A 20,063-nucleotide genomic window follows, 5' to 3' on the forward strand; every position below is an offset into this window, starting at 1 on the left:
GTTTAAGTGAATGATAAACAAAGGAAATATAAAGTTGGCTTGCTAACTGCAATATCTCAGTCATGTCGTTCTAGTTGGTTCGGCTACCTCAAAAACTAAATGTAGAAACATACTGAGAGGATTTACTCATGAAGATGAAAAAGTTAGTTGCTGTTAGTGCCGCCCTGTCTGCCTTAGCTGGTTTTGCAGTTCCTGCTGCTCACGCTGAAGTTGCCGCATCTGTAAGTGCATCAAACATGTACTACTGGCGTGGTTTTGATTTGGGTGGTGGTGCAGCACTCGTAGCTGACGTACATGTTAGCGAAGCCGGCTTCTACACAGGTCTTTGGGCTTCTTCTGGTGATAAGGCTAACGGCACTGAATACGATTGGTACGCAGGTTACAACTTTGATTTAGGTGCGTTAAACGTTGACCTCAACTACACCACCTATATGTACCCGACACTCGCTAAGCCTTTAGGTTTTGATGACGTATCAGACGTTGCTATTACTCTGGGCTACAAAGTGTCAGACGATTTGTCATTCAAGGCAATGTTCCGTAACGGTGTAGGCGATGTATTGGCCGATGATAATTACACCTATACCACTTTGAGTGCGACCTATGGCAAGTTCACTGCGTTGGTAGGTAGACACTCTGATGACAGCGGCGCTCTTGATGGTGTGACCCACTTGGATCTTAGCTATGCGTACAGCGACAAGTTGTCATTCACTTTGGGTAAAGTAGTTGATAAAGGAACAGCTGACGCTGCAAACGACGAATTGAAATTCATCGCTACATTGTCACTGCCAATCAAATAAGTTTGAATTGCGAATTGAAAAGGCAAGCTTCGGCTTGCCTTTTTCATTTTGGGGTAAACGCACTCTAGGATTAATTTCCTGTGTAGGAGAAACAGGTATACTGCGCGCTCGCTCAGTGTCTCAGTATGCAAGGATATTCCCATGTCTCACCCCGATTTTTCTAAACGCCCAGCCATTTTAGTTACTGGTGGTGCGGGCTTTATTGGTAGTCACGTCTGTGTAGAACTGACTGACAGCGGTTACCTCCCCATCGTCGTCGATAACCTGTGTAACTCCAAAGAAGAATCACTAAAGCGTGTTGCGCGTATTACAGGTGTCGAGCCCGTTTTTTACCAAGTTGATATCAACGACAAAGACGCACTGCGCAAAGTGTTTGCCGCACACAAAATCGAAGCGGTAATGCACTTTGCTGGATTGAAAGCGGTGGGTGAGTCCAACCAAATTCCGCTGAAATATTATCGCTACAACGTTGCAGGTACCTTGAGCTTGGCTGAGGTGATGGAAGAATTTAAGGTTTGGAAACTGATATTCAGCTCATCTGCCACGGTTTATGGTGATCCGGTTAGTGTGCCCATCGACGAAAGTTTTGCGACTTCAGCGACCAACCCTTACGGCCGCAGCAAACTCATCGTGGAAGATATTTTGCGTGATGTCGCCAAAGCACCCGGTAATCAGTGGAACATTTCCCTATTGCGCTACTTCAACCCCGTTGGTGCGCACGAAAGCGGCTTAATTGGCGAAGATCCTGCCGGTATCCCTAACAATTTACTGCCTTATATTGCGCAGGTGGCGATTGGAAAACTGCCGCAACTGTCAGTGTTTGGCAATGACTACAACACACCAGATGGCACAGGCGTGCGCGACTATATCCACGTTGTCGATTTGGCCTTGGGTCACGTAGCAGCGCTAAAAGGGCTGGATAAAGTGGGCGCTGGATGCCGTGCCTACAATTTGGGCACAGGTACGGGCTACTCAGTACTCGAGATGGTAAAAGCCTTTGAGGATGCCAGTGGCCGTAAAGTGCCGTTCAAAATTTCCCCGCGTCGCCCCGGCGATATCGCCAGCTGCTATGCCAATGCAGACTTGGCGAAATCAGAGTTGGGGTGGGAAGCAAAATTCGGCTTGGAGCGCATGATGCAAGATGCTTGGCGCTGGCAGTCGCAAAATCCGAATGGATATGAATCATACGTTGGAGACCTTTAAAAAAGGTTTAGAAAAATTTTGCACGTTATTTATGTATAACGAAATTTTAAGGTAGTGAATTTTCCGTTTCGTTTTTATCTTGATCGGCTGTCATCATATTTTTCCTGTTTTCAATTAAAGAAACGATATTGTCTAGTGTTCTTTCGTCTGACTTTTCTTGGCGGTTATTTTTTTGAGTAGCATTTTTTTTGGGCAATTGCTGTATGTGCTTTTTAAAATTCTTTTGTTGCGGATTCTCATTTTGTTTAATCGGGTTAATATTCTCCTTGAGTGAGGGCGGCTCAAGTGTATCGGATTTTCTGGATGAATAAATTTGCTTCTTATGTTCAATGTATGTCTCTAAAGAGGATGTGTCCTTAACGGGCACAAAGGCTGTATAGTTAATTGATGCAATTTTGCGCGGTTGAATAAATACGCAAACTCTCGGTGGTAGCGTCAAAATAGTATTTTTATTTATGAAATTTTCCTCAACTGAACCTACGGATCTGGTGCCTTCCCAAATCTCCCCGCCGGCTTTGCTAATTTCAGCCCTTTCCATTTTGGTGACTTCTTTGATAATTGTTCCAGATAGATTGGAAGCCCATTCTGCAGTTTCAAAATCGGCGCCACCATAAACGGCCTTTAATTGACAGTTCACGTTGATGCTTTGATGGATATAGTTACCATTTACGGAGTTATCATCTAAATTTAACAGATCATTCTGCGATTGATAGGCAAGTACAAAATTGATATTAAATCCCAGCGATGTTGCGAGTGATTGAGCTAGATCTTTAGAAACGAGAAAGCTAACTTCGTCGATTGCAACTGTAAGATGATTTTTTCGCTCTTTATGCATATTCATAGCTTCTTGAACTAGCTCGACTATGAATATTTTTGTTGCAGTCCGGAGTACGGCATCTTTCAGATGTCCTTGAATATATACAACTGCATTTTCTTTGATTGCTTTTTGAATGCTAAATCCAGAACCATTCTTTGGTACAAGGCTTTTCACTCTAGACCAGCGAGCTAGTTCTGCGTTAATTCTATTGGCATCTGTTTCTTTTAACAGATTTTTTAATGACTCTATGTTCCTGGTTTGTGCGAAGGCTTTTTGAAACTCTTTAAGTTCCTGGGACTTGTAGTAATCGGTTCCTGGATCGCCAGTGAACTCAAGGCCAAAAGCAATTTCTGCTCGAACTAGTGCGTCTCCGTCTGATCCGCCTGCAAATGGTGCCCAGCTTCCAATATCATCATCATGTAATGCGACATAATAAAACTTACGGTTATTTAACTTTGCAGCCTGATACATGATATGCGGTGCAAAAGCATCTTTTTTAGGGTCAATATAAAACACGCAATCGTCTTGGCGAATAATTTGATCCAGAATATTCCCAATAATTACACCTTTACCGTAACGTGTAGGCCCAATAATTTGCATATTAGCTTCTCGCCACAAATCAATTGGAATTAGATTTGGTCCATTGTGTTCATTCAGTCCCACAAAAATAAATCCGGGTTTGTAATGCTTTTCAGGGAGATAATCTTTTGCTCTCAGTCGGCTACTTTCTTTTCTGATATCACTAAGTTCATCGCTAGTTCGTTTGTTGGAAATTTTCCTAAGAACTGAAGAGTACAAGGGGAGTGCGTAGCGACTGAAAGAGAATCTGAGCAACCAGCCGGATAGGCAGGCGACAGCGACAAAATAAAAATGTCTGTTTGCCAAATGAGTAAACCAATCCCAATAGGCTGTGGTGGTGTTTAATGAAGCATCTGTTCCCGTGATTTCATACAAAAAGCCTGATATCGGCGGTGCTAATAAGAGCAAGAAAAACAATCCGAGCAGCGCTTTTCGTATATAAATAAACAGCAGCTGATGAAATAGATGGTCCTTGTCGTATTTGAGCGGCGTCATTCCGATTAACGATCCAATAAAAAAAATAATAGATGCAGATTGCCAATACCAATTGTTCATTATTGCCATCAATGAGTAGTTAAGTCCTGCTACCCACTCCAGAAAAAAATTCTGCGTCATCAGTATGCCTCTCGGGTACCTAATTGGTTAAAAAATGAGATCCGCGTCAAGATTTGTAATTGTCGCATTTTACATCAATGGATGATTGCGCTAACGTTATTCCTCCCAAAATTTTCATACTGTTAATCTGTTAGCAAAAACAAACAGAATAAGACCTTTGTTAACACAAAATGATTTTTTTGGTTGTTTTTTGTGTGTATTTGACGTTTTTTATTCGTTAATTTTGAATTTTTTGATGAGCCGCAATCCTGCTTCGTGGAATGCGACGGCGTAATTTCGTCAAAATTTGATTGCGCAACCTTTTGAATAGAAGGTTTCTATGGGCATCGGGCGGTTATCTTGGGCGCTTTTGGTGAGTAGTTTTTGCTGTGTAGCGGAGTCAAATTGCTGGCAGGAGGCTGGTGCCCGCTACTCTGTTGATCCGTGGTTGCTCTATGCAATAGCTCAGCAGGAAAGTGGATTGAATCCACAGGCAGTACACAGAAACACAAACGGAACTACTGATATGGGTTTAATGCAAATTAACTCAAATTGGCTTCCTTCGCTTAAGGCCTATGGAATTACAGAGCAGAAGCTCTATGAGCCATGCATCAATATACATGTCGGTGCTTGGGTGTTGGCTCAGTCCATACAGTATTTTGGAAATAATTGGCGCGCTGTAGGTGCGTATAACGCGGGAACCGGTAATGCGGAGAAAAACGAGAGTTTGCGGCAACGTTATGCCGCTGATGTGCATAGGCGCTATCGTGCTTTTAGTGAGCGCATGCGCCGCTAAGCAGCATCGTGAGCCGTACATAGAAATGGATGTGATGCAGGCGCATGCTGACTCTGACTCAGCGAAAGAAGGGGAATATATATATTGCGATGTTGGTGGGCTTGGTGCTGCTGCATGTAAAAAAAATACACCGAAAACGACAGTAAATGTAATTGACAGTAGTAATGAGAACGGCGCAGTGCTGTCTGGAGAGTCGATCAATTTGAGTGCAAAAAATGCAATTGCTTCTGCGATGAAAAGAGAAAAAATCGCCAGTGTTTTATTTGATTTTGACAGCGCTGTCTTTAAGGAGGAGCAAAAGCAGTATTTAAAAGGTGCGTTACATGGATATTCGGGTGGACAGTTGTTAGCAATTGGTTATACGGATTCGTTTGGCGCAAAAGATTTAAACGCACGGTTATCAAAAAAGCGTGCTGAGAATGTGAAAGATTTTTTGATGAAGTTATTGGGTGATGCAGGAAAAATAGAGTCGAATGGGAAAGAGTTATGTTGCTATCTCGTTCCATTTGGCGGAATTAAGGAGCAGCAATCTAATCGGCGTGTAGAAGTTTATTTGGTTCACTAAAAGAAAATAAATATGGCTGGTGGGTGGTGCCAAGGATATTTCCTTTGGGGGGAAGGTAGGCAGGTTTGTAACAACTACTCGTTATAAATTGACAGCGCTGTCTAATCGATGGGCAAAGGCACACAAAGATGTCGCGAAAATTTTTGGTTCCCAAGAGTGCAACGCGGGCTTGTCAAATGATGCGCCTAAAAATGTAAAGTTTTTTTTGATGTCATTGTATGGGTGACATTAAAAAAGAAGCTCAAATGGATGTGGGTTGAGTTGCGTTGCTATCTCGTTTTGGCTGGCGGGATTAAGGGGCGGCGACTATATCGGCGTGTAGAAGTTTATTTGGTTCACTAAAAGCAAATATGGCTGGTGGGTGGTGCCAAGGATATTTCCTTTGGGGGAAGGCAGGCAGGTTTGTAACAGCTACTCGTTACAAATTGACAGCGCTGTCTAATCGATGGGCAAAGGCACAAAGAGATGTCGCGAAAATTTTTTGGTTCCCAAGAGTGCAATGCGGGCTTGTTAAATGGTGTGCATAAAAATGTAAAGTTTTTTTTGATGTCATTGTATGGGTGGCATTAAAAAACAGCTCAAATGGATGTGAGTTGAGTTGCGTTGCTATCTCGTTTTAGCTAGCGGGATTAAGGGGCGGCGACTATATCGGCGAGTGGAAATGTATATAGCCAATTAGAACATTAACTTTAACTCAAAAATTTAGGAAATCTTATGACTAATTTATTTAGAAAAAGCTTTACTCGAGAAGAAAAAGGCAGGCTATTAATCTTGGTATCCCTAATTGTATTTTTTGCTCTTCCTGAGTATGCGTTGGCTGCAACTTCAGGTGATTCATTTAAAGCTGTTTACACATTTGTGTACGATGCCGCCACAGGGTATCTCGGGCGTTCCATCGCGATTATAGGTGGCATCATCGGCATGGGATACGCTGCGGCCAGTGGCAAAGTGTTACCGGCAATCGTCGGTGTAATGCTGGCAATTTTTGGCAGTCTGGGGCCAGCAATTATCAATTCACTGTTTGCTAGTGCACTCATATAAAAATGTGAGAGGGATTTACTCCCTCTCAATTCATTGATTAAAGGGTTGTTTCAAATGCATAGCGCGTACTGGATTCCCAGAACTTTAGACGATCCACCTCTTATGTTTGTGTGGAACATGGATAGCTTTATGCTCGTCACTTTTTGGGTACTGATGGGGGCGATGATGAATATGTTTATCTTGGGTGTGGTAATGGCTGTAATTTTTGGGCGGGGCTATGCACGTCTGCGCGAAGAAGGTGGTAGAGGGTTGATCATAAAAATAATATTTTGGTATGGACCGTCAGATGTTTGGCTTTCGCCCCACTTGGCCTCTTGCAATAGGGAGTATGTCGGTGGATAAAAATAAATACGCGTCTTATTTTGTAAATGTATCCGCCCAAAATAAATTTTGGCTGCTGATGTCATGTGGGTTGCTAATAAGTAATTTGTTGCTGTCGATCACTTTACTTTTTATAGATAAGACCCAAAAAGTTGTTGTAACCCCGCCTGATTTCGATCGACCATTTTGGATAAAAGGTGGCGAAGCGAGTGCAGAATATATTGAAAGCATGGCTAGATACTTTTCGCAATTAATGCTTAGTTATAATAAAGAAAGTGCGAAGAGTCAATTTGAAATATTTTTAAAGTTTGCTAACCCAGAAGTGTATGGGCTGTTGAAAAATAAGTTGTATGACGATGTCGACCGAATCAAATTAAAAGAGATTAGTAGTGCTTTTTACTTGATGTCTATCCATGTAAAAAAGCAAACAGCTATTGTGGGTGGCGAACAGGTTACCATGATGGGGTCACAAATAGTGGCACGAAGTCAAAAGTATTATGAATTTAAAATGCAGTACACCTCTGCGGGAATAAGTGTTCTCGGATTTTCTGAGGTTAAGCCAACTAGTGATAAATCTGACGACTATCAAAATGTGGATTATAAAAGTGAAATGCTCCTTGAAACGCAACAGACGGCCACCACCGCCGAATCTCAAGGTGTGCATAGTGAAAGTAGTGAGAGTTCTGCGCATCATGAATAATATACAGTTGTTGTCAAAGTGGCTTGTGTTACTAACAATTTTTAGTGCTGGCTCTCCGGCTCTCGCAGTACAAGAGTTCAGGGCAAAAGATGGTGCGACTCTGAGCATTACAATTTCAAAAAATGACTTGACGCGTATTGCTATTCAAAATGGCGTAACAATAGAACGCGTTTGGCAAACACAAGGTGCTCTTGATATTCAGCCGGACAAAAAACGTGGTGAAATATTTGTTAAACCGCGTCTGGGATCAGCAGAGGTAGTTAGCTTTTTTGTGCGTGACACCGCGGGAGCAACTTATACCATAATTGCAAAACAGAGTGATATTCCTTCCGAAACGGTGCTGATTACACCTTTGACGTTGTCTTCTGGAAAAGCAGGCAAAGCTGATGTGACAAAGCTGAAAAGTCAGCCTTATGTGGAGTCCATTAAGGCTCTAATGAAAGCAATGGCGCTAATAACGCCTCTGGATAGTTATGCGACCCTCGAAGTCAACAAAAATGTTTCATTGTGGACAGAGGCGGATATCGTATTAACGACACAGTATAAAAATAATTATCTGGCGGGTGAGGTGTATCGTATTACTAATAAAACTGAACAGGATATGCAGCTTGATGAGCGTGAATTTACAAAATTTGGCGATTCAGTTGCTGCGGTAGCTATAGAGAATCAGTTGCTTCGTAGTGGTGAGTCGACACGATTTTTTATTGTGCGAAAAATAGGAGAAGTTCGTTAATGGATTCCCTACGCCAGATCAAGCTCAAGCAGAGAATATTTCTCTTTGGTGGGCTCGGGTTGTTTTTAATTGTTATGGTATTTGGTATGTGGATGAGTGACCCTAACAAGGGGAAGCCATCAGTAATTGAGGTGAATCGCGAAAAAGCGAAGGAGCTAAAAAAGAACTTCGCTACAGATTCAAAATCATTAGTGTCCGCTGAAGAAGTTTGGATTCAAATGTCTGAAAAGAAAATGGCCAATCTGCAAGCTCGAAATGCTGATCTAGAAAAAACAATTGATCAGCTGAAGCTCCGCTTGGATGCGCACGATGAAGCTCAAAAGAAATCGAAAGAACAAGCACCGACTATGGCAACGCCAGTCGATCTCAAGGAGTCTTTGCCTCCACCACCCGTTCGTCAGCTAAACGAATCTAGCGGAGCATTGCGCACAAGCGAACAATCAGTGCCGCCGCCACCAGTAGGTGCGCCTCTAAAACAGGAAGACAAAATTGAAGTAATAGAATTTGACTCAAAAGAGGAGGGTGAAAAGGATGCACCTGAAAAATCGTCAAAGAACATATCACACTACTTGCCAACTGGATCTTTTGGAACAGCTGTTCTTTTGTCCGGTGTCGATGCCCCTACTGGTGGGCAAGGGAAATCAAATCCTATGCCTGTACTTTTGCGTTTGATGGATAAAGGCCAGTTACCGAATTATTTTAACTCTGATATCAGAGATTGCCATGTAATTGGTGCTACCTATGGGGATCTATCAAGTGAGCGGGCCTACGTTCGTTTGGAAACATTGACCTGCGTGCTGGCAAATGGCGATGTAATTGAGGAGAGCGTGAAGGGTTATGTTGCTGGAGAAGACGGAAAGGCGGGTTTAAGAGGCAAGTTGGTAAGTAAGCAGGGTTCCGTTATTGCCAAATCAATGTTGGCGGGTATGGCGTCTGGTGCGGCAGATGTCTTAAAGCAACAAAACCAAACGGTATCAACTTCACCTTTAGGTCAGCTTACTACATTTGACCCCAACAAAACCGGACAAACCGCGTTAGCGAGTGGGACTGCAAATGCGCTCGAAAAAATATCCGATTTTTATATCGCAAGAGCAAATGAGATGTATCCCATCATTGAGGTAGATGCTAATCGAATTGGTGAAATAATCCTGACTGGTGGAACGGATTTAAAGCGTGACTTGGTCGGAAGTGCAAAAGAGATAAAACAATGAAAATTATTCCTATTACTTTATTGCTTGCGTTATTAATGAGCTGCTCCTCGAACTACTCATGTGGAATGTTTCCCCACACTGGTTGTAAACCCGTGTCCCGGGTGTATGCGGAAAACAGCAAAGGCTTGAATGACTATAGAGGTAGTCTTACAGAGAGCAATAATAAATCTGATCATGGTTTGGATTCGAAAGCGTCTGCTGAATCAAAAGAAATCAATATAAATATTGCACCAGTCAATAGCATCCTTGAACCTGTTCGTTCAGGCACTCCGTTGTTGTCGAAACCGTTAATCATGCGCGTATATTTAACTCCTTGGGAAGATAATGACAGAGATCTTAATATGGGTAGCTTTGTGTATGTTCGAGTGAGAGATGCAGAATGGCAGCTTCCCCAGTAGATTTATTAAGAACTTCATTACGCAAGTGCACTGAATATGTTCGTAGCGCACTAGTAAACGATAATCCTCCAGGAAAACGATTGGATGAAGGAGATGTTCCGCCTACCGTTGCGGAGTTTAGATCCCTATCTGAACGACATACGCTTGCGTCACTATTTCCCTATGAGTCCTATGATCCAGACACTGGTGTTTATTACAACAAAGATACGGTAGGTTTTATGCTTGTTGCTTCACCAGCAACGGGGTTGGGGGAAATAGAATTAAATGTATTGAATGGCATTTTTAATCAGTCGCATAGGGCTAATACCGTCATCCAAGTGAGTATAATTTCAGACACAAATATCGAATATATTTTAGAAAATTGGCAGGAAGGGAAAAGCAATGTGGATGATGCTGATATCGCAAAGATATTCAGGCTCCTCGCAAAAAACAGAGTAGATTACTTACAAAAGAGTAAGTGGGACTCTCTATTTAGAGATCAGGCTTTTTTGCTTAAAAATTTTCACTTGGTTGTTTCCTACGTTATTCCAGTGCCAGCTGGTATGAATCCAATCGATGTGCACAAGGACGATATAGATTTCCTGGAAAGAACTCGAGAGTCCATGGTTGGAACCTTGAGGTCTGCAAAGATCTTCGCGCAAAATATGTGGCCGGAATTGTTCATTAATATAATGAATTCAATAGTAAATCCCGGACGCAGTAAAGCTCCGGCTCTCGTATATGACGAAAAGCAGTTAATAAACAGTCAGATAGTTGATGCAGATACAATGGCTCTATTTGACTCAGGAACGTCGAGCTTGATACATAAGGGAGAATCGTTTTCGCTTATCCCCTTTCATGTAAGGCAATTTCCATCGCAGTGGGCCGGATTCAACAACGGAAGCCTAATTGGTTCCTTTACGAATAATATTCTACGTATACCTTGTCCTTTTATCGCAACTCTAACTGTAAATGTTCCAGACCAACTCTCGGCTCGTGGCATGGTAATGCGAAAATCCGCTCGTGCTACGCAGATGGCTGACTCTCCTATTGCCAAATATGCAACTCAATGGAGAGATAGAAAAATTGATTGGGATTACACATCGAAAAAAGTAGATGACGGAAATAAATTAACCGATGCATTTTACCAAATTTTATTGATAACACCGCAAGGAAAAGAAAAAGAATCTGAGCAAGCGTTAATTTCTACGTACGGATCACTAGGATGGGTTTTGTCTCGCAGTCGCTATACTCCCGTGCATAGTTTTTTGGGTGCCTTGCCTATGGGGATGTGTCAAGAAACAAATCGAGCGCTCAAATTGTTTGGACACTACAGATCGATGCTTTCTTGGAACTGTACAAATGTCGCGCCTTGGGTTGGTGAATGGAAGGGAACTCGTACGCCTATGATGATTTTTACAGGTAGGCGTGGACAGATTACCTATTTTGATCCCTTTGATAACGATAAGGGAAACTACAATCTCTCCTGTTGTGCAACATCCGGTTCAGGTAAATCCTTTTTAACACAAGAGTGGGTATTTAGTTGCCTAGGGTCAGGTGGACGAGCATTCATTATTGATGCAGGGCACAGTTACAAGAATCTCTGTAAATTACTTAAAGGGACCTATTTAGAGTTTGGTAGCGAGGCGGGACAAATCTGTTTAAACCCGTTTAGCAGCATTAACGATGGTGATCCAAAATATTTTAAAGAACAACTTCCTTTGTTAAAAATGTTAATCGCCCAGATGGCTTCCCCTGAAACTCCTCTGAGTGCGAAGCAACGAGCAGTATTGGAAAAAGCAATTCTTTCAGCGTGGGAAGTGCATAAAAATAAAGCAACAATTTCTAAGGTAGTTGATGCGTTGCTGGCAGATCAGTCGGATGATGGTCCGATGCACGCAACCGCAAAAGACTTGGCTGTAATGCTTCATTCATATACTCGAGGCGGAATGTTTAGCGAGTATTTTGAAGGTGAATCAAATGTGGATTTAAATAATAGATTTGTTGTGCTGGAACTTGATGCTCTCAATACTATGCCTGATTTGCAATCGGTAGTCCTGCTGATTTTGATGATGAGGATTACACAGGTTATGTATTTGTCCGGCAATAAAAAGCAAAGGAAGCTTTGTATTATTGATGAAGCCTGGCGGTTGTTGGGGCGGGGTCGGGCAGGATCATTCATCGAAGAGGGCTACCGTGTAGCACGTAAACATGGTGGCAGCTTTATGACCATCACTCAAAAGATATCGGACTACTACTCTTCGGAAACGGCGAAAGCGGCATACATGAATTCTGATTTTGCAATTTTTCTGAGACAGAAACCCGAGGAATTACAAAGCGCGGAGTTTAATGGGCACATCGATAATTCAGACGGAAAAGTAGATGTGCTGAAATCTCTTGAAACGGTGCAGGGGAAATATTCGGAGTTGGCAATTAGCTCGCCAGATGGTCTATCTGTTCTACGGTTTGTTGTAGATCCTATAACAGAAAAACTCTATTCGACTAAAGCAGATGAGGTTGATTATATTCGAGATGCCGAAGCAAGAGGCATCGATATTTTTGATGCGGTGCAAGACCTGATTAAAGCGACAAAATCGCGATAGTTAAGTTATTAAATAGCGGCTTTTAAAAGGTGGGAATATGAGCAACTCGACTGAAGACGATGGTGTAGTGAAATCCGACATACATTTTTCTGCTATTGGCGGCAATTCATTATTTAAAAAAAATGACTTTAAAAACGTCCTTATCTCATTTGTTTCGGGCTTAATGGGAGCCATGATTTTTGTTGTGTTGCAAAACCATATTTACGCCAAAACCTATGGTGTTGTTCAGCTGAACAACTTACTTACTCAGCATATCAAAGAGTATTCAGAAAAAAATATGGATAAGGAAAAAATTGCTGAAGTTACCGCCAAGTACGCTGCCGCACTTGAACAATCTATCAAGGATCTAGAGTCGAAGAATATTGTGTTGTTAGTGGATGCTGCCGTAATCACTAAGCTGCCGGATTATACCGATTATTTAAAGGCTGAAATAGATCGAAAGCTGGGGGCACAATGATCGCTAACCGTAGTTTTACCTCCCAAATTTCCGCAGACGAATCTAAACAATCTCTGAAGAGATTTAGAAGAAATTTTCTATTTTCGATAGTTGGAATTTTGTTAGTAATTTTAATTGTATACATCATATCCCCAGTAGCGATTATTGGAATAAGAACAACTGAAAGCGTCCCGGGTTATGTATTCCTCATTATTAAAAATAGAATGCCGATGCGAGATGATTACGTTGCATTTATGCCGCCACCCAATAAATATTACAAAAATATTAGGTTCATAAAATATTTGGGTGGAATGCCTGGAGATAAGGTGACGCAGGAAGGCCGACATTTTTTTATAAACGGTAAATACATTGGTTATGCAAAAGAAACGGCAATGAGCGGAGACTCGCTAGAAGTAAGTGGCTCAGGAGTAATTCCCGAGAAAAAATATTTCGTTAGGGGAACGCATCCAGATAGTTTCGATAGTCGTTACAAAGACATTGGGTTGATTGATGAAAAAAATATTCTTGGCACTGCTTATCGTATCTTTTAGCACAAATGCTAAAGATTACGGTGTCATAGGTGTAGCTTATCCAATTGCAGAGCGAGATATGATCGAACTGATGCAGGAGCGTATGCGTCAAAAAGTGGAGTCAGGAGAGGTTGCTGCAACGCAAAGGGATATGGTTGATAGAGCAAGAAAAATGGTAGCTAGACCGCAAGGAATTAAATTGCCTCGTGCACAAGTTTATAAGTCTTTCGAGATGGGGGTTTCCTACAAGCTTCCAAACAACATTCTTGATTCGTCAGGTAAAGTGCTTTTTTGGGCTGGGACTACAATAAATCCTCTCGATGTAAAAAGCCTCACGCAAGCATTTTGTTTTGTTGATGGCGATGATGATCTACAAATTAGCTGGTTAAGAAATAATTGTGCTGATCCATCGCGATATCGCGTTGTATTGGTCAATGGAAATTATTTGGACGTATCAGCTCGCTTGGGTCGACGAATTTATTTTGATCAAAGGTCGTATTTAACAAATCGATTTGGATTGCAGGCATTGCCAACCATAGTTAGCCAAAAAGGTAAATCGCTCAATGTGGAAGAAATTGCAATTAAATAGAAGGCTTTTTTTTCTTACATTGTTAAGTATAAGTCTTGAATCGAATGCACAGCTCTGTAACGGAAGGTTCCCAAATCCTATAACAGATGTCTGCTGGACCTGCATGTTCCCAATAAAAATTGGCAGTATCTCTATTTCTACTGGGCAGAGAGATAATGGTGATTCATCTCCTCCGCTTATTTGCAGCTGCTATCGTCCTCCGATTCCAGTAAAAATTCCCGGTGTTGGAGTTTCTTATTGGGAACCGGCTCGTGTCGCAGAAGTTGTCAGGGAGCCAATGTGCTCCCCAACATTAGGTGGAGTGAATTTAGGTGGATCTGGAGATTCTAGTGCAGGTTCAAATTCAGGGTCAGGCTCAAGCGGAAAGCTAATAGCACCTCGTGGAACAAATAGAGCTGGGGTTAATGAGGAAAATGATGCGTTTTATCACGTTCATTGGATTCAATTTCCAGTTCTCAATTGGTTGGGAATGGTGATGGGATCTGGCTGTGGAAAGGGGGAGACATTCGATATGGCTTATATGTCGGAACTTGATCCCTTATGGGATAGTGATGAAGCGTCTTTTGTTTTAAATCCAGATGCCGTCCTATTTGCTAACCCAGTTGCGCAATTAGCTTGCGTGCCTGACAGCTTGAAGGCCCTTACAACTAATTTTGGAATCGACTCTTTATTTTGGTGTTCAGGTTCGCATGGATCTGTATTCCCTCTTACTGGAAATACTTCGGGTCATTTGGGTGGACTGGAAACAACGTTAGCTCTAGCGCATCGCATGGTTTTTAAATTGCACCGCGAAGGTTTGGGTATGGATACATCAACACCTGCCGCAATTTGTTATAACTTGCCACAGCCGGTTTTAAGAAAGAACCAGTATAAAGAACACATTCTTTATCCTATTCCTCTCACATCAAAAGCATTTGGATTTGGAGTATCCACGGGCTTATGGGGGGCGGGTAGAGAGTTTCCCTACAAAGGTGAAGATTTTACCTACATGATTTGGAGAAAGGTTCGCTGCTGCGAGCTTTAAAATATGTATATCCGATTTAAGCCGACAACCTATATCTATACGATCTTAATAAGTTTAATTCTGATTGTTGCTAATTCCTACGCTGAAAAATATATAGAGCCTGACGCGAATATTTTGGAACAGCAAAAGAAAATGGCTCAAGACGTGTTTAAAAAGGTAGAAACACCGGCGGAAAAAAAAGAGATAGATAACGTATTCGGCGCTGAAAAAAAATCTATTGATTCTGTATCGGTGCCGGATACGAATAATTCAATAAATTTTCCTGAGGCGCGAGGTTTAACTTCAAATGAATGGAAAAAATTTGAAGCGGACTCTTTCACCGCAAAAAGTAACGTAGAGAAAAAAGAACAACGTGAAAAGTACCCAATTATATTTGTGAGCTTTTCAATGCCAGAGCAACAAATAAAAGCGCTAATTGAGGAGGCGCCGCATTATGGTGCTGCTGTTGTTATCCGAGGGCTTATTAAAGATGACTTCAAAGTCACGGTATCGAAATTGCGCCAGCTCGCGGGAACACCAGAACGTGCCAGCGGCATATTAATTGACCCAACACTGTTCAAAATGTTCGATATATCTACTGTTCCAAGCTTTGTGTTACCGCTGTCTGAATTTGATGCCTGTACTCCCGGTTCATGCGCTCCACCACAACACGTTAAGTTGGCAGGTTCGGCGACCTTAGCTTATGTATTAGATTTGATTTCTCGTACGGGTTCGGCAAGAGAAAAACAAGAAGCAAACTTTTGGCTAAATCAGAAAAGCGACAAATGAATATAAATAAACACATACTACTAATTTCTTTGTTGTTAATAGGCATTGCGACAGATGCTGCCAATTTAAGTGAGAAGCAAAAGTCTGCAAATGATGAAGGTAAGTCATTAGGGTTAACCTCTAGCGCGCAATATTTAGAGGGGATGAAAAACTATGACCCCAATAAGGAAGTTCCTGGCTACGCAAAAATGGAAAAAGATAAAGCAGACGGAAAAGTTAGCTCGCCCGAGCAATATTACGACTCTGGTCAAGATTTAAGGGATGTAGGCTATCAAAAATCAGGCTCTGATGAGACGGGAAAATACTATGCGGAGTCAGCGAAATCGAGAGCTAAATCGAATATAGATCCTGTTCACGACCCACTCTTTAAACGGCAGGATGAAATCGTAAACAAATCGGCATCGTTGGTAAAAAATAGCTATTCAGGATGTGTAGATTTACCTGTAGGTACCAAGGATATAAAAACTGAAACTCCTAAGTCTTGTGGGGTAACGAGTAGTTATGTCAAACATTCGGCAGAGTGTAATACTACAGTTACGGCCGTTTGCCAAAATGGCGGCGCTTATAACCAAGCTAAAATTGAATATAAAACGATTAATATATCCTCGCGTGGGCGAGATAAGCTAGCTATTGAATACCACATGACCGACCACACATGGGAAGTGATTGCTCCGTCTGATGCGCATTTGAATTCCCCTTGGGATGGTTTTTATTCGCCTAATTCGACTCAAAAAAGCACACTCTATGCGGTGCAAGCAAATTTTCCCGCAATGGATTATGACTATTACTGCGTAAAAAACACTACGACTGTAAAGAGTTATAACGAAAGTACAGATTGGGCCGCATGGTGGGAGGGGCCTGGTTTGGTTGGCTCACAATATGCTGACGGAAGTGGCGATCACTCCTATATTGATGCATTACCTACGTGTGAAAATAATTTTCGAGTTAAGTTGCGCGAGGAAGACGGAAATCAAGGAAAAAAATATTGGTATGACACTAAATATAATTTGGGAGGAAAGTTTACATTTGTATTTACGGTAACGCCTAAATGCAACCCTTCGTTCACAGAATCAACATCCTGTAGTGTGGGAGCGGGCTATCCTGATAGTCAATTAGTGTCCTCGCAGTGTCTTGAGTCAGGCGTAAAAATAATTAATGGATTTTCAATAGCTCGGCCGTGTTGGAATACACAAAAAAAATACGAGTATCAGGAGTTGATAACTGCCCCCTCAGCTGAATGTGAAAATTTGAAAGCGCAAGGGTGCATCTACAGTAATTCGGTTTGCCTAAATAAGTCACCTTTAGGAGGGTGCTTAAATGAACAACAGAATTTCACTTGCTTTGGTCTGAAGGCGGAAAGCAGTGTTAGTTTGTGTGGCAGTCAATTAATTTGCGAGGATGGGAATTGCTCGAAAGAAATAGGCCAAACTCAAGATACAAACCCAGAGGACTTCAAACGCGCAGCCGCTAGTACTGCTGTAGCGAACGAGTTAATTAAAACTATAAAGCCAGATTCAATTGAAATTTTTAGAGGTGAACGACATGCCTGTAAAATAGGAAGTCTGAGTAACTGCTGTACAGATTCTGGACTCTTGAATAAGTTAAATCTGGACGGGTGTACTCAAGAGGAAAAGGATCTGGCAGTTGCGATAGTCCAAGGGCGAACACATAAGTTCGATGATTACCAAAAAAAATCATCGGGAGTCGTGAGCGGGGCTTTGGGGGCCAAATCTACCTTTAAACCATTCTGTGTATACCCATCAAAAATTGCGCGCATTGTTGCGGAACAAGGTAGGCCGCAAATAGGTTTTCCGTTGGGAGATGGTAAGCCTGACAGCACAGATTGCTCTGGTTTCTCGATCAGTCAATTGGAGCAATTGGATTTCGATGCGATTGACTTCAAGGACTTGTACGATGAAGTTCTACAAAGGGCAATGAACGGGACTACACCTTCAGCAGCAGAAGCACTTGAGCGCGTGTCGGAAACGCTCAAAGCTAAATCAAGTGGTGCTACGCCGTGAAGTCACTTTACCTACTCTGCATCCTTCATCTTCTTTTCTATCCGACGCTCGCAGTTGCGGATGTAGATTCGATTTTGTCGAGCGCGTTCGAGGGTGATGCTGACACTGTAAGCGACGATGATATTGATGAGCAAAAAAATAGCCCACAATTCAATACTCGGAATAAAAAAGTACTCGCGGCTGACGTGATTGAATCGCCATCAATGAATAACCAGCAAAAGCAATATTATCAAGACCGTGAGCGCGGTTGGTTTTGGTATGAGACGGAAAAACAACCAGAGAAAAAAAAGAAGCCTACTAAGAAGGCAGAACCAAGCCCAGTGGAGCCCATGCCACAGCTAACTGCCAAAGAAATATTACGAGAGCAAGGTAAAAAAATGGAGGAGGCTTTGGCAACGGCCATGCTAAACCCTACTCGTGAAAATTACTTAGAATACATGCGGCAGATGAATGCAATCCAGGAGCGATCTATGCAGTTTGCCAACGGCTTTACTCAGGTGCTATGGAGTGCACCTCAATACGATAGGAATATTCAGGCTCCTTCCTCCCCGCAAGCGCGTTTTGTGGCAGAGCAACAGTCTAGCGAGAAAAAGGCTGCGAGTTTAATCGAGATATCAAAAAAGAATGGGTTGCTGTTTTTCTTTAGAAGTGACTGTCCCTTTTGCCACAAATTTGCACCAATCTTGGCGGACTTGGCCAAAGACTTTGGGTTCGATGTTGTGCCCGTTTCTTTGGATGGTGGGGGCTTACCTGAGTTTCCAAATCCAAAGGTTAACAACGAAATGGGACGAAAGCTTAATGTCCAGTCTGTTCCAGCTTTGTATTTGGTTGACCCCAAAAATAATAGTGTCTCAGCAGTAAGTTATGGTTTTAACAATAGAGTTGCGGTGATGGACAAAATAATTGCCGCGGCATCGCAATTTTCAGTAAGTGAAACAAAGAGATTGGGAGATGTGAGATGAGGAAATTCCTAATAGTGATTGGTCTTAGTATTGCCTCACAGAATCTTAATGCGAGCGTGGGAAGTCAGCTTGATTCCTGGTTTGATAATTCTAATGTCACCAATCCTGGTGTTTATCAAGGGCAGTCGGCGCGACAGTTATCCTTAGGTGGATTCTCTGCTCGTACACCAGTGGACCAAGTGTTTCATTTTGTAGACGTAACTTCCCCAAAAATGAGCGCTGGATGCGGCGGCATAGATTTTTATGCAGGTGGAGTCTCGGGGTTAGATGCTGATGCATTCATTCAATCATTGAGAAACATTGGGCAAAACGCCAAAGGTTTAGTCTTCATGCTAGGAATTAGCATTGTCTCCCCAACCTTAAAAAATGTCATGGCACAAATGAAAGGGTATGCCGACCAAATAAACCAACTGTCTAGTGATTCATGCGAGGCGGCAGTTAGGCTTGTTGGTGGCGCGATGGAGGGAATGGGTAAAGAAGACAGTACCTGTATTGTAAGAGAAATGAATGCGGGAGGGTTAACCTGGGATCAAGCCAAAGCAATATGCCCTAAAGCACCAAAAGAATCGCCCAAATCGGGCGACGCAAATTTCGCGTTTACGGAAGGAAATTTGGTGTGGGGTGTATTAATGGAAAATGACTATTTTAAAAATGAAAAGCAGCTAGCTGAAATTGTGATGAACATTACTGGAACTCTCATTATAACTAGGCCGAATGTAGATGATAAAGATTCACCATTGACCTTTCGGTATATAACGCCTTCTCTCGGGAGTAATGGTGGCAATAAACATTTTGAGAATATAAAAAACGCCATTCTTTTTGGTAAAAATGCACCGGACGCGCTCGTGATAAGGGAGTGTGCTGACACAGATAAAAAAATATGTATCCCTGTATCAGAGCTAAAGAGCGTGACCCCCACATGGGAAGGCCTTGAAGCAAAAGTTAATGCTCAGTTAAAAAGCATTGCAGCAAAAATAAAAAATGACGAAGCACTTTCAGACTCAGAAAAGGGGTTAATTGCCTTTTCTCGGTTACCAATTTATAGATTCATTGCAGCGGCTAGTGCAGCCAATTCAGTGGTTGATTTAAATACAATGGTAAATAAATACAGTTATTTGATTGCTGAGGATATTTTGTACAGTTATTTAGATGGCTTGCTAATGACTACCAATATGGGCGTAAGAAATTTGCGTGGTGGAGCGAGCGGCGATCCTGCAGTGAAAGAATTTTCGAAAAGTTTAGATGAATCGATTGATGGTTTGGCTAGCTTACAGCGTGATGTGAATCAAAAAGCCGATGATATGGAGAAAATGGTAATTAATATTCGCAATTATGAATCACAGCTCATTGCTAGAATATCTCCTCCATTACAACGCGCAGCGATGTATAGGTAAGC

At 42.1% G+C, this 20,063-nt stretch carries 20 protein-coding genes; 19 read left to right on the forward strand and 1 reads right to left on the reverse strand.

The window, feature by feature from the left end; all coding sequences use genetic code 11:
• Nucleotides 1-128: 128 nt before the first annotated feature.
• Both U1F02_RS03965 and galE read left to right on the forward strand, forming a co-directional pair.
• Entirely contained in the window at nucleotides 129-797 is a 669-nt protein-coding gene (locus tag U1F02_RS03965) for a TorF family putative porin (RefSeq protein ID WP_409989063.1), read from the forward strand.
• A gap of 141 nt (nucleotides 798-938) precedes the next feature.
• Nucleotides 939-2,000, forward strand: a complete 1,062-nt coding sequence (gene galE / locus U1F02_RS03970; protein ID WP_409989064.1) for a UDP-glucose 4-epimerase GalE — start codon at nucleotides 939-941, stop codon at nucleotides 1,998-2,000.
• A gap of 46 nt (nucleotides 2,001-2,046) precedes the next feature.
• On the opposite strand, the gene U1F02_RS03975 is transcribed toward galE, so the two are convergent.
• Entirely contained in the window at nucleotides 2,047-4,011 is a 1,965-nt protein-coding gene (locus tag U1F02_RS03975; protein ID WP_409989065.1) for a type IV secretion system DNA-binding domain-containing protein, read from the reverse strand.
• A 352-nt stretch (nucleotides 4,012-4,363) separates the two neighbouring features.
• Here U1F02_RS03975 and U1F02_RS03980 point away from each other — a divergent pair, with 352 nt between their 5' ends.
• The 17 genes from U1F02_RS03980 to U1F02_RS04060 all read left to right on the forward strand — a co-directional run bounded on the left by U1F02_RS03980 (nucleotide 4,364) and on the right by U1F02_RS04060 (nucleotide 20,061).
• A complete protein-coding gene (locus U1F02_RS03980; RefSeq protein WP_409989066.1) occupies nucleotides 4,364-4,786 on the forward strand; it encodes a lytic transglycosylase domain-containing protein in 423 nt (140 codons plus the stop codon).
• Nucleotides 4,731-5,351 carry an OmpA family protein gene (locus tag U1F02_RS03985; RefSeq protein WP_409989067.1) on the forward strand — a complete coding sequence of 207 codons (621 nt, stop codon included), beginning with the start codon at nucleotides 4,731-4,733 and terminating at the stop codon, nucleotides 5,349-5,351. Before U1F02_RS03980 ends, U1F02_RS03985 begins: the two co-directional genes overlap by 56 nt.
• 714 nt (nucleotides 5,352-6,065) lie before the next feature.
• Nucleotides 6,066-6,392, forward strand: coding sequence for a TrbC/VirB2 family protein (locus U1F02_RS03990; RefSeq protein ID WP_409989068.1), 327 nt, complete (start codon nucleotides 6,066-6,068; stop codon nucleotides 6,390-6,392).
• A 54-nt stretch (nucleotides 6,393-6,446) separates the two neighbouring features.
• Nucleotides 6,447-6,734, forward strand: coding sequence for a type IV conjugative transfer system protein TraL (gene traL / locus U1F02_RS03995; RefSeq protein ID WP_409989069.1), 288 nt, complete (start codon nucleotides 6,447-6,449; stop codon nucleotides 6,732-6,734).
• Nucleotides 6,727-7,413: a type IV conjugative transfer system protein TraE gene (gene traE / locus U1F02_RS04000; protein WP_409989070.1), complete on the forward strand. Its 687-nt coding sequence runs from the start codon at nucleotides 6,727-6,729 to the stop codon at nucleotides 7,411-7,413. Before traL ends, traE begins: the two co-directional genes overlap by 8 nt.
• The gene (locus U1F02_RS04005) at nucleotides 7,406-8,146 is read left to right on the forward strand and encodes a type-F conjugative transfer system secretin TraK (RefSeq protein WP_409989071.1); all 741 of its coding nucleotides are present in this window, start codon (nucleotides 7,406-7,408) and stop codon (nucleotides 8,144-8,146) included. The genes traE and U1F02_RS04005 overlap by 8 nt, the downstream gene beginning before the upstream one ends.
• 59 nt (nucleotides 8,147-8,205) lie before the next feature.
• Nucleotides 8,206-9,357, forward strand: coding sequence for a TraB/VirB10 family protein (locus tag U1F02_RS04010; RefSeq protein ID WP_409989072.1), 1,152 nt, complete (start codon nucleotides 8,206-8,208; stop codon nucleotides 9,355-9,357).
• Complete coding sequence (locus tag U1F02_RS04015; protein ID WP_409989073.1) at nucleotides 9,354-9,755, forward strand: TraV family lipoprotein; 402 nt, start codon at nucleotides 9,354-9,356, stop codon at nucleotides 9,753-9,755. The genes U1F02_RS04010 and U1F02_RS04015 overlap by 4 nt, the downstream gene beginning before the upstream one ends.
• Nucleotides 9,737-12,337, forward strand: a complete 2,601-nt coding sequence (traC, locus tag U1F02_RS04020) for a type IV secretion system protein TraC (protein WP_409989074.1) — start codon at nucleotides 9,737-9,739, stop codon at nucleotides 12,335-12,337. Before U1F02_RS04015 ends, traC begins: the two co-directional genes overlap by 19 nt.
• Nucleotides 12,338-12,374: 37 nt before the next feature.
• Nucleotides 12,375-12,794, forward strand: coding sequence for a TrbI F-type domain-containing protein (locus tag U1F02_RS04025; protein WP_409989075.1), 420 nt, complete (start codon nucleotides 12,375-12,377; stop codon nucleotides 12,792-12,794).
• Complete coding sequence (locus tag U1F02_RS04030; RefSeq protein ID WP_409989076.1) at nucleotides 12,791-13,324, forward strand: S26 family signal peptidase; 534 nt, start codon at nucleotides 12,791-12,793, stop codon at nucleotides 13,322-13,324. The genes U1F02_RS04025 and U1F02_RS04030 overlap by 4 nt, the downstream gene beginning before the upstream one ends.
• A complete protein-coding gene (gene traW / locus U1F02_RS04035) occupies nucleotides 13,284-13,892 on the forward strand; it encodes a type-F conjugative transfer system protein TraW (RefSeq protein ID WP_409989077.1) in 609 nt (202 codons plus the stop codon). Before U1F02_RS04030 ends, traW begins: the two co-directional genes overlap by 41 nt.
• Complete coding sequence (locus U1F02_RS04040) at nucleotides 13,867-14,916, forward strand: TraU family protein (RefSeq protein ID WP_409989078.1); 1,050 nt, start codon at nucleotides 13,867-13,869, stop codon at nucleotides 14,914-14,916. Before traW ends, U1F02_RS04040 begins: the two co-directional genes overlap by 26 nt.
• A gap of 3 nt (nucleotides 14,917-14,919) precedes the next feature.
• Entirely contained in the window at nucleotides 14,920-15,684 is a 765-nt protein-coding gene (gene trbC / locus U1F02_RS04045) for a type-F conjugative transfer system pilin assembly protein TrbC (RefSeq protein WP_409989079.1), read from the forward strand.
• Complete coding sequence (gene traN, locus U1F02_RS04050) at nucleotides 15,657-17,705, forward strand: conjugal transfer protein TraN (protein WP_409989080.1); 2,049 nt, start codon at nucleotides 15,657-15,659, stop codon at nucleotides 17,703-17,705. Before trbC ends, traN begins: the two co-directional genes overlap by 28 nt.
• Nucleotides 17,702-18,667 carry a conjugal transfer protein TraF gene (locus U1F02_RS04055; protein ID WP_409989081.1) on the forward strand — a complete coding sequence of 322 codons (966 nt, stop codon included), beginning with the start codon at nucleotides 17,702-17,704 and terminating at the stop codon, nucleotides 18,665-18,667. The genes traN and U1F02_RS04055 overlap by 4 nt, the downstream gene beginning before the upstream one ends.
• Entirely contained in the window at nucleotides 18,664-20,061 is a 1,398-nt protein-coding gene (locus tag U1F02_RS04060; RefSeq protein WP_409989082.1) for a conjugal transfer protein TraH, read from the forward strand. Before U1F02_RS04055 ends, U1F02_RS04060 begins: the two co-directional genes overlap by 4 nt.
• Nucleotides 20,062-20,063: the final 2 nt, after the last annotated feature.

This window comes from Cellvibrio sp., from assembly GCF_046347455.1.
Lineage (GTDB): Bacteria > Pseudomonadota > Gammaproteobacteria > Pseudomonadales > Cellvibrionaceae > Cellvibrio.